We start from the raw sequence: 13,276 nt of genomic DNA, 5'->3' as shown, positions 1-13,276 counted from the left end.
GGATTAGCCGCGAAGCCTGTTGGTTACGGCAACTCCAAGCCGCCCGCAGCCTTGTGCAACTTCCTCAGATGCTCGCCAACCTGCTTCAGGTTGGCTTCATTGGCGGCCATTTCGGCTGCACGGCTCGGTTCGAGGAGCGCTCTCACTTCCTTGTCCAGATCGCCTGTCAGCGCCTGAAGCTGTTTCTGCCGCAGGCTGCTTTCCGATTCCAGACGCTGCCACTCACTTGGCTGCGGCAATCCATAACCTCCGGTACCAAGCAGCTCCGCCGGACGGCTGAGGAAGCCGCTGTTGGCAAGAATTTGCTGCAAGGTCGCGTTGGCCTTGTCCATGCCGCCGTTCTTCAATTCCCGAGCGCCCAGATAACGTTGCTTTACTTCGTCCTGGGCCAGCACCAATTGTTGACGGAAGGCTGCCTGCTCCAATAACAGCAAGGCTGCGCTGGTGCGCAAATCGGCTTGGTCGATCCATTGCCGGCGCTCTTCAGCTTTCAATGAGAGCCAGTCTTCGACCTTTTCCTGCTTGATCGGCAAGTGCTTCTTCAGCACTTCGAACATCGCTTGATAACGATCGCGGAAGGAGTCGAATCGGTAGCCCAGGCGCAGCGCTTCGCGGGGATCGTCCAGCACGCTGGTGTCCGCCAGTCCGCGGCCCTTGAGCACTTCCAGCAAACCGTTGGGCATGATGCTGTCCAACCCGACCAGTTTTGTATTGTTGGTACTGCTACGCAGTAACTTCAGGCCCTCTACAGCGCAGTTATTGGACAGGAAGAAGTAGTTGCCGTCGTAACTCCAGTGCATTTCGGCGGCGTGTTCCACCACGTCTTCGATCTCGCTGCGCGACAGGTTCAGCGGCACCGAAGCCAGGCTGCGCAGTTCGGTCTTGGTGTATTCGTCGATCACCTGGGCCAGCGGCAGGACAAACAGGCGCGACGGGTATTTGCCCACCAATCCGTCCCAACTCGACAGCTGTACGTCACCGACGAAGGCGCGGTAGGACAACACCAGATGCTGATCCAGATCCAGCCGACAATCCGGCCCACGGGGGCGGCCGGGTGCACAGATCACCAACCGCAACATGCTGTGACCCCAGCGACTGACCCAGTTCTGGTTGGCTTCTGCCAGCAGATAGTCGACGGCGTAGACCCGTTCCGGATCGACCTGGCCCAGTGGTGTTTTGGCGAAATCGTTGCCGGCATTGAGGAAGGAGAAGGATTTGCCGCAGGTGTCTTTAGCGGCGGGCGCCCAGCCGAAATGTTCTTTGTAGTAGCGGTACAACGCCGGACGACGGCAGGCGTAGCTCGGGTCGAGGAGGAAATACTCCATGTTGACCGCGACGAACTCCTTGGGGCTGCTCGTCTCGTAAATGTCGGGGCTGCGGGCAATTTGCCGGTTGTGCTGTTCGCGCTCGCCACGACGGCCGACATACTGTGGCCAGCCGGCGAGGTCGAGCAGGTGCGGGTCGTCGCTGAGCGTAAAACGTCGGTCGGACTGGCCGCGGCATTGATCGGGAATGCCAATCAGCCCTGAGCTGCTGTTGCGCCGGGTGCAGTGCTGAATCAGCGTGCGCTCTGCGTTTGGCCACAGGCGCGAGCGGTCGTAGATGTGGGTGAGTTCGTGCAACACCGTGGCAAGCATTTCGCGGCGTACGGTGCCATGAGGACGATAAGTCTTTTTGGTCGCGGCGCTGCCGTCAGTGAGGCTGGCAAGCAGGTTGCGGTTCAGATCGAGCTCGGACACCAGCGACGCCTGGCCGTAAGCGTTGCTCGGCATGTCATCGGTCCAGCCGACGTCGATGCGTCGGTCTAGCTGCTCGATGAACCGCGGCGGCAGCGCCTGCATGGCTTCATCGAGCAACGCCTGACTGGCTTGTTGTTGAGCGGGGCTGAGGCCTTCGGTTTTAAGCCTTAATTGCAAGTCAGCCTGAGCCGTGTTGCCGAGCAGCAACATGACCCCGGCCAACAGCCAGGCGCCTGGGGACCTCACAGTGCGAGGATGGCTTCGGCGAGAACCTGATCACTGGCGCCGCGAGCTTCCGGTACGCGGGTGCGCAACGTGTTGAAGGCCGCTTCCAGGTGCGCGCCACGAATCTCGCCATCGCTGGCGACGAAACTGGCCGCATCGTCGTGGGCTTCACGAACGATCTTCGAGTCACGGATGGACGTCGTGGTATCGGAAGTGAAATCAAGCGTGCGTTGGGTGGCATTGATGAGGATGTTACTGGTGGCGACCAAAGTGTGCGCCTGAGCCACATCGGCCAATAACAGAAGGCCAAGGGCGGCAACAATCAGAGGGCTACGCATGGAACGACTCCGCAAGAACAAGGATAACTATTGGACGAGAATTGCCTGCGCCAGTTCAAGGTCGCTGGCACGAAGTTTTGGCTGGGTCCGGCGCAGATAAATAAGGGCGGACTCCAGTTGTGCTCCTCGCAGTTGACCGTCACTGGCGATGAACGCCGCAGCATCATCTTGTGCCGCGAGTAGCAGCTTACGGTCGAAGGGAGCGGAGGTCACCATGCTTGTGGCGTAGCCGGTAGCCACGATGCCTTGTGTAGACAGATTGAAGGCGTCATAGGCATGGACGGAGCCCACCCAGCAGGTGGCCACGAAAAGCGGAGAGATCAACAGATTTGAAAGAAAACGCATGAGACTCGATAGCTGAAGGCGAGTCGCAAGGCTAGCGCAACGCCCGGTCTAGAGCCAGCGCCGAAACATTGGGACACGGCGGGCGTGTCCCACGTCAGTGGTGACGCTTAGATAGTCAGTATGGCTTGCGCCAGTTGTGCGTCAGTCGCGTTCAGCTGAGGTGCCTGGTGGCGAATATGGTCGAGTGCGCTTTCCAGTTTCACGCCACGAATGGCGCCTTCGCTGGCCACGAAGCTGGCGGCGTCGTCACGGGCGGCGCGCACGATTTTGTCATCGCGAAAGGAAGAAGTGACATCGGAGGTCGCATCGGACGTGGCCTTGAGGGCGCCGACGACGGCGTCGGTGGTCACGATAAAGCTGGTGGCGTGGGAATTAGCGGCCACGGCAAGCAGGGCTGCAGCGCTGAGCAGACGAAGACGGGACATGGTGAAACTCCTTTGGATAAACCGATTGAGAGGTGGCGCAGTGTCTGTTGAATCAGACGCCAATCATGCAGCGTTCGCCACGTTTCATCTGGATATTAGGCCTATGAGTGTCGGTTCGAACAGTCCCGTCTGTTCAAGCAGGAAGCTAGCGCCAGAACGGTTTATCCAACTCGTTGAGACGATCTGCGTGGCTGATGTTCAGGTCTGAGAGCTGCCGGTCATTGAGTTGGCCCAACAAACGCCGGGTTCGAGCCCTTTCAAGGCTGTTGGCGAGGCCTCTCAGCAATCTACGAAACCAAAGGAAACGAGGCGTTGATTGAGGTGTGGAAACGGAAACATCCAGTAAGTGATTCATGGCGCGGTCCTTTTGCTGGCAGTACGGGATTTCATGTTGATCCCGTCATCTCTTCCGCAACAGACACACCGCACTGAAATTGTACTGGCTCAGTTGTTTAAATAGTAAAACTGTACCTGTTAAGCGAAAGCTCTACTGTATGACCCATGTTGAGGTCCAAAACGACAAAGCCCGTCGTGGTTTCCCACGACGGGCTTTGTTTTTTCAATTTGGAGTGCTGGCGGTGGACCCGGTGGGTCAGAGCCAGCGACGCTAACTTAGCGCCAGAACGGCTTGCTCAGCTCTTCGTAGCGTTGTGCTTCGCTAATCCCTGCGTCAGCCAGCAGACGCGAATCCAGACGAGCCAGTTGATGGCGGCTGGAGATGCGGCGCTGCCACAGCATCAGGTTGGCGAGAACGCGAAGAGGCGTGGAAGCCTGGGTTTTTACAGCGTTGTCTTCGAAAAACAGCTCGGAACTGAGTGTACGTTCCATGGTTGACATCCTTCCGCTTATGGCGGGATTAGGTAGTGGTTTAACTGATGCCAATGATCCTCTCGTTTGGCCAGTCTCTCTAGATACAGTTCACCTGTATTGTGAGGGACCAGTTAACTGTTAAAGGGTGGTGTACTGGTCGAAATTGAGGCAACTGTACTTGTCTGCACTAATATCGTGCGTTTTTGGTTGGTTGACTCGAAAAGGTAGGCAATTACGGTAGGAAAAGACCGGTACAGCAGTACAGTTTTATTCAGGATTTGGTCTGGCAACAGCAAGCTGACGAAACTGTGTTTGCGTCAGCTGCTATCTGTACCAATTACACCGCGAGCATCCGCCCGGTTTCTTCGAGGTTTATGTGCCAGCTCAGGGCATCACGCAGGATATGCGGCGTGTGCCCGCCGAGTGCACAAGCGGCTGTGAAGTAGTCATCCAGGGCTTGCCGATAGTCCGGGTGCACGCAGTTGTCGATGATGACCCGAGCGCGCTCTCGCGGCGCCAGGCCACGCAAGTCCGCCAGACCGATCTCGGTGACGAGGATGTCGACGTCATGCTCAGTGTGATCAACGTGGCTGACCATCGGCACCACGCTGGAAATCGCGCCGCCCTTGGCGATCGATTTGGTTACGAAAATCGCCAAATGCGCATTGCGCGCAAAGTCGCCCGAGCCGCCGATGCCGTTCATCATCCGCGTGCCGCAGATGTGGGTGGAGTTGACGTTGCCGTACAAGTCGAACTCAAGCGCCGTGTTGATGCCGATGATGCCGAGCCGGCGCACCACTTCCGGGTGGTTGGAAATTTCCTGCGGGCGCAGGACCAGTTTGTCCTTGTAGCGCTCAAGGTTGCCGAAAACATCGGTATTGCGACGGCTCGACAAGGTGATCGAGCTGCCCGAAGCAAAGCTCAGCTTGCCGGCGTCGATCAGGTCGAAGGTCGAGTCCTGAAGCACTTCGGAGTACATCGTCAGGTCTTCGAACGGCGAGTCGATCAGCCCGCACATCACCGAGTTGGCGATGTTGCCAATCCCGGCTTGCAGCGGGCCGAGCTTGTTGGTCATGCGCCCGGCAGCCACTTCCTGTTTGAAGAAGTCGATCAGGTGGTCGGCAATGGCCTGGGTATCAACGTCCGGCGGCAGTACGGTGGACGGCGAGTCGGACTGATTGGTGATCACGATTGCGACGATCTTTTCCGGCGGGATCGGGATGGCAGTGCTGCCAATGCGATCGTCGACCTTTACCAGTGGAATCGGCGTGCGGGTCGGCCGATAGGTCGGGATATAGATGTCGTGCAGACCTTCGAGATTCGGGTTGTGCGCCAGGTTGATCTCGACGATCACCTGTTTGGCGAAAATCGCGAAGCTGGCCGAGTTACCCACCGACGTGGTCGGCACGATATGGCCCTGCTCGGTGATCGCCACAGCTTCAATCACCGCGATGTCCGGCAGCTTGAGTTGCTGATTGCGCAGCGACTCCACGGTTTCCGACAGATGCTGGTCAATGAACATCACTTCGCCGGCGTTAATGGCTTTGCGCAGGGTGCTGTCGACCTGGAAGGGCATGCGTCGTGACAATACGCCGGCTTCGGTGAGCTGTTTATCGAGGTCATTGCCCAGGCTGGCGCCGGTCATCAGCGTGATTTTCAGCGGGGTGATTTTGGCGCGCTCGGCCAATGCATGGGGCACGGCTTTGGCTTCGCCGGCGCGAGTGAAACCACTCATGCCGACGGTCATGCCGTCCTCAATCAGAGCGGCAGCGTCAGCGGCGCTCATCACCTTATCCAACAACGAAGGCAAGCGAATACGATCACGGTACATGGATTGTTATCTCGGGCAACGAAAGCAAGGTATGCAGTCTAGTGATTTCAAAAAAATTCCTCCCGCTACCATGGTCGAATGCAGAGCCCCGATTTAGAGCCTTTGGTCGGTTTTTAGCGGGCAATAAAAAACCCCAGCCTACTAAAGGCTGAGGTTTTGGGTATTGCGCTGGAGCAGGTTTTAATCGACGGCTTTGACCATGTCTTCGATGACTTTCTTGGCGTCGCCGAAGACCATCATGGTTTTGTCGAGGTAGAAAAGCTCGTTGTCCAGGCCGGCATAGCCGCTGGCCATCGAGCGCTTGTTGACGATGACGGTCTTGGCTTTGTAGGCCTCGAGGATCGGCATGCCGGCAATCGGCGATTTCGGATCGTTCTTCGCCGCCGGGTTGACCACATCGTTGGCGCCAAGCACCAGCACCACGTCGGTCTGACCGAACTCGGAGTTGATGTCTTCCATCTCGAACACTTGCTCGTAAGGTACTTCGGCCTCGGCCAGCAGGACGTTCATGTGTCCTGGCATCCGCCCGGCGACCGGGTGGATCGCAAACTTCACAGTGACACCACGGTGAGTCAACTTCTCCGCCAGTTCCATCAGAGAGTGCTGGGCACGTGCCACCGCCAGGCCATAGCCCGGCACGATGATCACGGTGTCGGCGTTGGTCAGCAGGAACGCGGCGTCATCGGACGAGCCGGACTTCACCGGACGAGCTTCCTTGGCGCCAGCGGGGCCTGCGGATTCCGTTGCACCGCCGAAACCGCCGAGCAGTACGTTGAAGAACGAGCGGTTCATCGCTTTGCACATGATGTACGAGAGGATTGCACCGGAAGAGCCCACCAGCGATCCGGCGATGATCAGCATCGAGTTGTTCAGCGAGAAGCCGATACCCGCTGCTGCCCAACCGGAATAGCTGTTGAGCATCGACACCACCACCGGCATATCGGCACCGCCGATCGGGATGATGATCAGCACGCCCATCACGAAGGCCAGGGCCAGCATCAGGGCGAAGGCGCCAAGGTTGCCGGTCAGCATGAAAGTGATGCCCAGGCCGAGCGTCGCCAGGCCCAACACCAGGTTCAACTTGTGTTGACCGCTGAACTGTACCGGTGCGCCCTGGAACAGACGGAACTTGTACTTGCCCGACAGCTTGCCGAAGGCAATTACTGAACCGGAGAAGGTGATGGCACCAATCGCTGCGCCAAGGAACAGCTCCATGCGGTTACCGGCCGGAATCGAATCACCTAACTGTTTGACGATGCCCAGAGACTGCGGCTCGACCACCGCCGCAATGGCGATGAACACTGCGGCCAAACCGATCATGCTGTGCATGAAGGCGACCAGTTCCGGCATCTTGGTCATTTCAACGCGTTTGGCCATGATCGAACCGGCCGTGCCGCCGACCAGCAGGCCGACGATGACATAGCCGATCCCGGCGGTGGCCAGCTCTGCGCCGAGCTTATAGATGAGGCCCACGGTGGTCAGGATGGCCAGCGCCATGCCAAGCATGCCGAACAGGTTGCCGCGCCGCGACGTGGTCGGGTGCGACAGGCCTTTGAGGGCCTGGATGAAACAGATCGACGCGATCAAGTAGAGCGTCGTTACAAGATTCATGCTCATTACTTAGGCGCCTCTTCTTTTACTGCTTTTGGGGCTTTTTTCTTGAACATCTCAAGCATCCTGCGGGTAACCAGGAAGCCACCAAATACGTTCACCGCTGCCAGAGCTACCGCCAGGGTGCCCATGGTTTTGCCCAGAGGTGTGACGGTCAATGCCGCGGCCAACATGGCGCCGACGATCACGATCGCCGAGATCGCGTTGGTCACCGCCATCAAAGGCGTGTGCAGTGCAGGTGTAACGTTCCAGACCACGTGATAACCGACATAAATCGCCAGCACGAAGATGATCAGGTTGTAGATACCGGGGGAGATAAGCTCTTCCATCGTCTGAATCCCTGCTTAGGCGTTTTTGCGGATGACTTGGCCGTCGCGGCACATCAGGCACGCGGCGACGATGTCGTCTTCGAGGTTGATCTCGAACTGGCCTTCTTTGTTGAAGACCAGCTTCAGGAAGTCCAGCAGGTTGCGCGCGTACAGTGCTGAAGCGTCTGCCGCGACTGCGCCGGCCAGATTGGTCGGGCCGCAAATAATCACGCCATTCTCAACCACAACCTGGTCAGCCACGGTCAGCGGGCAGTTGCCGCCCTGGGCTGCCGCGAGGTCGATGACCACCGAGCCCGGCTTCATCTGCGCCACGGTTTCCGCGCTCAACAACGTCGGTGCCTTGCGGCCCGGGATCAGTGCCGTGGTGATAACAATGTCAGCCTGTTTGGCGCGTTCGTGCACGGCCAGGGCCTGACGTTGCATCCAGCTGGCGGGCATTGGTCGTGCGTAACCGCCGACACCAACGGCGCATTCGCGCTCTTCATCGGTCTCATAAGGCACGTCGACGAACTTGGCGCCGAGGGATTCGATCTGCTCTTTTACCGCAGGACGTACGTCAGACGCTTCGATCACTGCACCCAGACGTTTCGCCGTAGCGATCGCCTGCAAACCGGCCACGCCGGCGCCGAGTATCAGCACACGCGCCGCTTTCACGGTGCCCGCAGCGGTCATCAGCATCGGCATGAAGCGTGGATAGTGGTGAGCGGCCAGCAACACGGCTTTGTAACCGGCGATGTTGGCTTGGGAGGACAGCACATCCAGGCTCTGAGCGCGGGAGGTGCGTGGTGCGGCCTCCAGTGCGAAAGCGGTAATGCCGCACTCAGCCAGCTTGGCAATGGTTTCATTGCTGAACGGGTTGAGCATGCCCACCACAACGGTGCCGCTTTTTATCAGCGTCAGTTCGCTGTCGCTGGGGGCGACCACCTTGAGAATCAGCTCGGCACCAAACGCATCGTTGGCGCTGCCAATAATTGCGCCTGCCGCTTCATAGGCACTGTCGACAACGCTGGCGTTAATGCCGGCGCCGCTTTGCACAGTGACCTTATGACCCTGGCCGATCAGCTTCTTGATGGTTTCCGGGGTTGCAGCAACCCGTGTTTCACCGGTCTGGGTTTCGAGAGGAACACCAATGTGCACGTCAAATCTCCTGCGTGATCTTATTGAGTAAACCCAGGCACTTCGGATGGTGCGGCTGGGGGCGGCCGATCAGCACGATCCCGCCAAATCAGGGCGGGGCGCGGCATTTTGCAGGCGAACTTAGTGCCCTTCAAGGGTTTATGACGGGTGACGGAAAATTAACTACAAGTCACCCCGTGACCGAATGTCGCAACTGACCGGTTCAATCCCTTGCAGGCCGTGCCTTGTAAGGATTCTTGTGAAAATTGAAGAATTTACGCATCGGTCAGGTGAATGAGTCGTTATTGCTCCGCAATAGAGGCTCAAGGCCACGTTTTCAGGCTCTTGTGGGACGTTTGTACTGCTTGTCGGTACAGTCTTCGAATATGCGACAAATACTTATATCTGTAGTGCTTTGATTTTGCTGACTACGAGGTCAGTTAATCAGGCGAGGCCTTTATCCTTCTAGGCTGTAGCTCTGTGCCTGATTGACCAGCCAATCGCGAAATGCCCTTAAAGAGGCCGATTCGACCTTTCGCTCGGGAATCATCAAGTAATACGCCTTGATGCTTGATAACGCTTGGGCGTTGGCAATGACCAGGCGCTTCTCGGCCAGTTCACGTTGAATCAGGAACGGTGGAATCAGCGCTATTCCCATATCGTGCATGGCCGCTTGGGCAAGCATGGAGAATAGCTCGTAGCGCGGTCCTGTCATGTCTCGCGGGACATTTAGGTTTTGAGAGTTGAACCACTGGCGCCAGGCATAAGGGCGGGTGGTCTGCTGCAGCAGGGGCAATTCGGCGATGTCGCCGGGAGACAGGGTTGTCTTTTCCCCCATGAGGTTGGGGCTGCATACCGGCATCGGATTTTCGCCCATCAGCCTGTGGGATTCGGTACCCGACCAGTCCGCATCGCCAAAATAGATCGCGGCATCGAAGTCGGTGTCGGCAAACAGGAAGGGGCGCGTTCGGTTGGTGAGGTTGACCGTCACTTCCGGGTGTTTTTGCTGGAAATCCTTGAGTCGTGGCAGTAGCCATTGAGTGCCGAAGGTTGGAACCACCGCCAGCTCGATCACGTTGGCACCTTGCTGGCCCATCACTGACAAGGTGTCCCGTTCAACGGCATCGAGTTGGGTAGCCACCCGGCGGCTGTAGGAAAGTCCGGCCTCCGTCAGCTTGACCCCACGTCGCGAGCGTCGGAACAGTTCTACGCTGAGGAATTCCTCAAGGCTGGCGATCTGTCGGCAAATGGCGCCCTGAGTGAGCGAAAGCTCCTGAGCTGCCTTGGTAAAACTTTCGTGGCGAGCTGCTGCTTCAAAGCTGATCAGGGCAGTTGTGCTGGGGATTTTCCTGCGCATGTACGTCAACCTCACTAATACATCGCATAAAAGCTATTTTGCGATGTTTCGGAGTGAGAAATTAGCACAACAGTATGCAAAATCCTCGTTTGCCGTAACGCCGAACCCGGCCTAGGATCAGCCCACGTTATTTGACCCGATTCGAGAGGACACACTCATGGGCGGTAAAGCTAGCTTCAACTGGATCGATCCCCTGCTGCTGGATCAACAGCTCACCGAAGAAGAACGCATGATTCGCGACACCGCTGAGCAATTCGCTCAGCAGAAGCTCGCGCCGCGTGTTCTAGAAGCTTTCCGCCATGAAAAGACCGACCCGGCGATCTTCCGCGAGATGGGTGAAATCGGCCTGTTGGGCGCGACTATCCCTGAGCAGTATGGTGGCAGCGGCCTGAACTACGTCAGCTACGGCCTGATAGCCCGTGAAGTCGAGCGCGTCGACTCTGGCTATCGGTCGATGATGAGTGTGCAGTCCTCGCTGGTGATGGTGCCGATCAATGAATTCGGCACCGAAGCTCAAAAGCAGAAGTACCTGCCAAAACTGGCTTCGGGTGAATGGATCGGTTGCTTCGGTCTGACCGAGCCTGACCACGGTTCCGACCCGGGCTCGATGATCACTCGTGCACGCAAAGTGGAAGGCGGTTACAGCCTGACTGGCTGCAAAATGTGGATCACCAACAGCCCGATCGCCGATGTGTTCGTGGTCTGGGGTAAGGACGATGCCGGCGACATCCGCGGTTTCGTGCTCGAGAAAGGCTGGAAAGGCCTGAGCGCTCCTGCAATTCACGGCAAGGTTGGCTTGCGCGCATCCATCACCGGCGAAATCGTCATGGACAACGTGTTTGTCCCTGAAGAGAACATCTTCCCGGATGTCCGTGGCTTGAAAGGCCCTTTTACTTGCCTCAACTCGGCCCGCTACGGCATTTCCTGGGGCGCGCTGGGCGCGGCCGAGTTTTGCTGGCACACCGCTCGCCAATACACCCTGGATCGTCAGCAGTTCGGCCGTCCATTGGCCGCCACTCAGCTGATCCAGAAGAAGCTGGCCGACATGCAGACTGAAATCACCCTGGCGCTGCAAGGTTGCCTGCGTCTGGGTCGTATGAAAGATGAAGGTACTGCGGCGGTCGAGATCACTTCGATGATGAAGCGCAACTCCTGCGGCAAGTCCCTGGACATTGCCCGCATGGCGCGTGACATGCTGGGTGGTAATGGTATTTCCGATGAGTTCGGTGTTGCTCGCCACTTGGTCAACCTGGAAGTGGTGAATACCTATGAAGGTACGCATGACGTCCATGCACTGATCCTCGGCCGTGCGCAGACTGGCATCCAGGCGTTCTATTAATAGGAGAACGGCCATGGGCGCGCTTTCGCATCTACGGGTACTGGATTTATCGCGGGTTCTGGCCGGACCGTGGGCCGGGCAGATCCTTGCTGACCTTGGCGCCGAAGTGATCAAGGTCGAGCGCCCGGGCAATGGCGATGACACGCGCGCCTGGGGGCCTCCCTTCCTTAAAGACGCTTATGGCGAGAACACCAGCGAGGCCGCCTATTACTTGTCGGCCAATCGCAACAAGCAATCGGTCACCATCGACTTCACCCGGCCTGAAGGGCAGAAGTTGGTGCGTGATCTGGCGGCGAAGTCGGACATCCTGATCGAGAATTTCAAGGTCGGTGGTCTGGCGGCTTATGGGCTGGATTATGAATCGCTCAAGGCGATCAATCCGAATCTGATCTATTGCTCGATTACCGGGTTTGGCCAGACAGGCCCTTATGCCAAGCGCGCGGGTTATGACTTCATGATCCAGGGGCTGGGCGGTCTGATGAGTCTGACGGGGCGACCCGAAGGGGACGAGGGTGCCGGGCCGGTGAAAGTCGGCGTGGCGCTGACGGACATTTTGACCGGTCTCTATTCGACCGTGGCGATCCTTGCAGCGCTTGCGCATCGGGACCATGACGGTGGCGGTCAGCATATTGATATGGCGCTGTTGGATGTTCAGGTGGCCTGTCTGGCTAACCAGGCAATGAATTACCTGACTACGGGCAATGCTCCGAAGCGCCTGGGTAATGCTCATCCGAATATCGTGCCTTATCAGGACTTTCCTACGGCGGATGGAGACTTCATCCTTACCGTGGGTAATGACGGGCAGTTTCGCAAGTTTGCTGAAGTGGCTGGTCAGCCGCAGTGGGCAGATGATCCACGTTTTGCGACCAACAAGTTGCGGGTGGCGAATCGGGCGGTGTTGATTCCGCTTATCCGCCAGGCGACGGTGTTCAAGACGACTGCTGAGTGGGTGCTGCAGTTGGAGCAAGCAGGTGTGCCGTGCGGGCCGATCAATGATCTGGCTCAGATGTTTGCGGATCCTCAGGTTAAGGCGCGCGGGTTGGCGATCGAGCTGCCCCATGTGCTGGCCGGGATGGTGCCGCAAGTGGCGAGTCCGATTCGTCTGTCCGAAACGCCTGTGGAGTATCGCAATGCGCCTCCTCTATTAGGGGAGCATACGCTGGAGGTTCTGCAGCGGGTGTTGGGTCTGGATGCCGGCGTTGTGGCTGCATTCAAAGAGGCCGGGGTACTCTGAGGGTTTCTTCTATATAGAGGGGGTCGTTTTACTCTCCTATATAGAGAGGAAACGGGCTGTTTTCCGGCGTCCTGCAAGTGATTGATAGAAAAGCGTAATTAAGGGTTGACGGCAGATTCTGGAAGTCTATAATTCGCCCCACTTCCGGCGCAGTCGAAACGGAAAACTCCTTGGTAAACAGTGAGTTACGCAGTTTTCGACAGCGAGTTGCTTCAGCTCGTCGAAGTCCAGAAGGAGTCGGTCAGGCAGGGTGGTTTAGCTTGATGGGCGATTCGATCTTCTCGGTCGAAAGCGGTGTAAAAGAGGTGTTGACAGCAGCGAGTAACGCTGTAGAATTCGCCTCCCGCTAACGAGAGATCGCAAGCGCAAGTGGTTGAAGTTGCAAAGGAAACTTTGAAAACTTCGGAAAATAACCGCTTGACAGCAACAGAGGCTGCTGTAGAATGCGCGCCTCGGTTGAGACGAAAGATCTTAACCAACCGCTCTTTAACAACTGAATCAAGCAATTCGTGTGGGTGCTTGTGGAGTCAGACTGATAGTCAACAAGATTATCAGCGTCACAAGTTACTCCGCGAGA

The 13,276-nt window shown here is 57.6% G+C and carries 13 protein-coding genes; 2 read left to right on the top strand and 11 right to left on the bottom strand.

What is annotated here, in order from left to right; genetic code table 11:
* Nucleotides 1-23: 23 nt before the first annotated feature.
* The 11 genes from CKW16_RS00070 to CKW16_RS00020 form a co-directional block, all read right to left on the bottom strand.
* Nucleotides 24-1,985 carry a DUF4105 domain-containing protein gene (locus CKW16_RS00070; protein ID WP_095126733.1) on the bottom strand — a complete coding sequence of 654 codons (1,962 nt, stop codon included), beginning with the start codon at nt 1,983-1,985 and terminating at the stop codon, nt 24-26.
* Entirely contained in the window at nt 1,982-2,302 is a 321-nt protein-coding gene (locus CKW16_RS00065) for a DUF2388 domain-containing protein (RefSeq protein ID WP_095126732.1), read from the bottom strand. Before CKW16_RS00065 ends, CKW16_RS00070 begins: the two co-directional genes overlap by 4 nt.
* A 27-nt stretch (nt 2,303-2,329) precedes the next feature.
* Nucleotides 2,330-2,647, bottom strand: coding sequence for a DUF2388 domain-containing protein (locus tag CKW16_RS00060; protein ID WP_095126731.1), 318 nt, complete (start codon nt 2,645-2,647; stop codon nt 2,330-2,332).
* A 107-nt stretch (nt 2,648-2,754) separates the two neighbouring features.
* On the bottom strand, nt 2,755-3,072 hold the full coding sequence (locus CKW16_RS00055) for a DUF2388 domain-containing protein (RefSeq protein WP_008044656.1): 318 nt from the start codon (nt 3,070-3,072) through the stop codon (nt 2,755-2,757).
* A gap of 145 nt (nt 3,073-3,217) precedes the next feature.
* Nucleotides 3,218-3,427: a DUF1127 domain-containing protein gene (locus tag CKW16_RS00050; protein ID WP_095126730.1), complete on the bottom strand. Its 210-nt coding sequence runs from the start codon at nt 3,425-3,427 to the stop codon at nt 3,218-3,220.
* A 257-nt stretch (nt 3,428-3,684) separates the two neighbouring features.
* Nucleotides 3,685-3,900 (bottom strand): DUF1127 domain-containing protein, encoded by a 216-nt coding sequence (locus CKW16_RS00045; protein WP_008154465.1) that lies wholly within the window; start codon nt 3,898-3,900, stop codon nt 3,685-3,687.
* Between the two features lie 319 nt (nt 3,901-4,219).
* Nucleotides 4,220-5,713: an acetyl-CoA hydrolase/transferase family protein gene (locus tag CKW16_RS00040; protein ID WP_074872382.1), complete on the bottom strand. Its 1,494-nt coding sequence runs from the start codon at nt 5,711-5,713 to the stop codon at nt 4,220-4,222.
* 180 nt (nt 5,714-5,893) lie between these two features.
* Nucleotides 5,894-7,330 carry an NAD(P)(+) transhydrogenase (Re/Si-specific) subunit beta gene (locus CKW16_RS00035; RefSeq protein WP_095126729.1) on the bottom strand — a complete coding sequence of 479 codons (1,437 nt, stop codon included), beginning with the start codon at nt 7,328-7,330 and terminating at the stop codon, nt 5,894-5,896.
* Nucleotides 7,330-7,653 (bottom strand): NAD(P) transhydrogenase subunit alpha, encoded by a 324-nt coding sequence (locus CKW16_RS00030; RefSeq protein ID WP_003187010.1) that lies wholly within the window; start codon nt 7,651-7,653, stop codon nt 7,330-7,332. Before CKW16_RS00030 ends, CKW16_RS00035 begins: the two co-directional genes overlap by 1 nt.
* 15 nt (nt 7,654-7,668) lie before the next feature.
* A complete protein-coding gene (locus tag CKW16_RS00025) occupies nt 7,669-8,790 on the bottom strand; it encodes a Re/Si-specific NAD(P)(+) transhydrogenase subunit alpha (RefSeq protein WP_008154472.1) in 1,122 nt (373 codons plus the stop codon).
* A gap of 436 nt (nt 8,791-9,226) precedes the next feature.
* The gene (locus CKW16_RS00020; protein ID WP_095126728.1) at nt 9,227-10,126 is read right to left on the bottom strand and encodes a LysR family transcriptional regulator; all 900 of its coding nucleotides are present in this window, start codon (nt 10,124-10,126) and stop codon (nt 9,227-9,229) included.
* A gap of 157 nt (nt 10,127-10,283) precedes the next feature.
* Between CKW16_RS00020 and CKW16_RS00015 the strand changes: the two genes are divergently transcribed.
* Together CKW16_RS00015 and CKW16_RS00010 are read left to right on the top strand one after the other, a co-directional pair.
* Nucleotides 10,284-11,465: an acyl-CoA dehydrogenase gene (locus tag CKW16_RS00015; RefSeq protein WP_095126727.1), complete on the top strand. Its 1,182-nt coding sequence runs from the start codon at nt 10,284-10,286 to the stop codon at nt 11,463-11,465.
* 13 nt (nt 11,466-11,478) lie between these two features.
* Entirely contained in the window at nt 11,479-12,699 is a 1,221-nt protein-coding gene (locus tag CKW16_RS00010) for a CaiB/BaiF CoA-transferase family protein (RefSeq protein ID WP_008154477.1), read from the top strand.
* Nucleotides 12,700-13,276: the final 577 nt, after the last annotated feature.

Origin of the sequence: Pseudomonas sp. Irchel s3h14, assembly GCF_900187425.1 — a bacterium.
GTDB lineage: Bacteria > Pseudomonadota > Gammaproteobacteria > Pseudomonadales > Pseudomonadaceae > Aquipseudomonas.
This window is presented reverse-complemented; position numbering and strand designations above follow the sequence as displayed.

Bases quoted from the DNA above. Each gene is read 5' to 3' on its own strand.
- CKW16_RS00060 (WP_095126731.1), bottom strand. From the start codon at position 2,647: ATGCGTTTTCTTTCAAATCTGTTGATCTCTCCGCTTTTCGTGGCCACC.
- CKW16_RS00045 (WP_008154465.1), bottom strand. From the start codon at position 3,900: ATGGAACGTACACTCAGTTCCGAGCTGTTTTTCGAAGACAACGCTGTA.
- CKW16_RS00055 (WP_008044656.1), bottom strand. From the start codon at position 3,072: ATGTCCCGTCTTCGTCTGCTCAGCGCTGCAGCCCTGCTTGCCGTGGCC.
- CKW16_RS00030 (WP_003187010.1), bottom strand. From the start codon at position 7,653: ATGGAAGAGCTTATCTCCCCCGGTATCTACAACCTGATCATCTTCGTG.
- CKW16_RS00020 (WP_095126728.1), bottom strand. From the start codon at position 10,126: ATGCGCAGGAAAATCCCCAGCACAACTGCCCTGATCAGCTTTGAAGCA.
- CKW16_RS00040 (WP_074872382.1), bottom strand. From the start codon at position 5,713: ATGTACCGTGATCGTATTCGCTTGCCTTCGTTGTTGGATAAGGTGATG.
- CKW16_RS00065 (WP_095126732.1), bottom strand. From the start codon at position 2,302: ATGCGTAGCCCTCTGATTGTTGCCGCCCTTGGCCTTCTGTTATTGGCC.
- CKW16_RS00015 (WP_095126727.1), top strand. From the start codon at position 10,284: ATGGGCGGTAAAGCTAGCTTCAACTGGATCGATCCCCTGCTGCTGGAT.
- CKW16_RS00010 (WP_008154477.1), top strand. From the start codon at position 11,479: ATGGGCGCGCTTTCGCATCTACGGGTACTGGATTTATCGCGGGTTCTG.
- CKW16_RS00050 (WP_095126730.1), bottom strand. From the start codon at position 3,427: ATGAATCACTTACTGGATGTTTCCGTTTCCACACCTCAATCAACGCCT.
- CKW16_RS00035 (WP_095126729.1), bottom strand. From the start codon at position 7,330: ATGAGCATGAATCTTGTAACGACGCTCTACTTGATCGCGTCGATCTGT.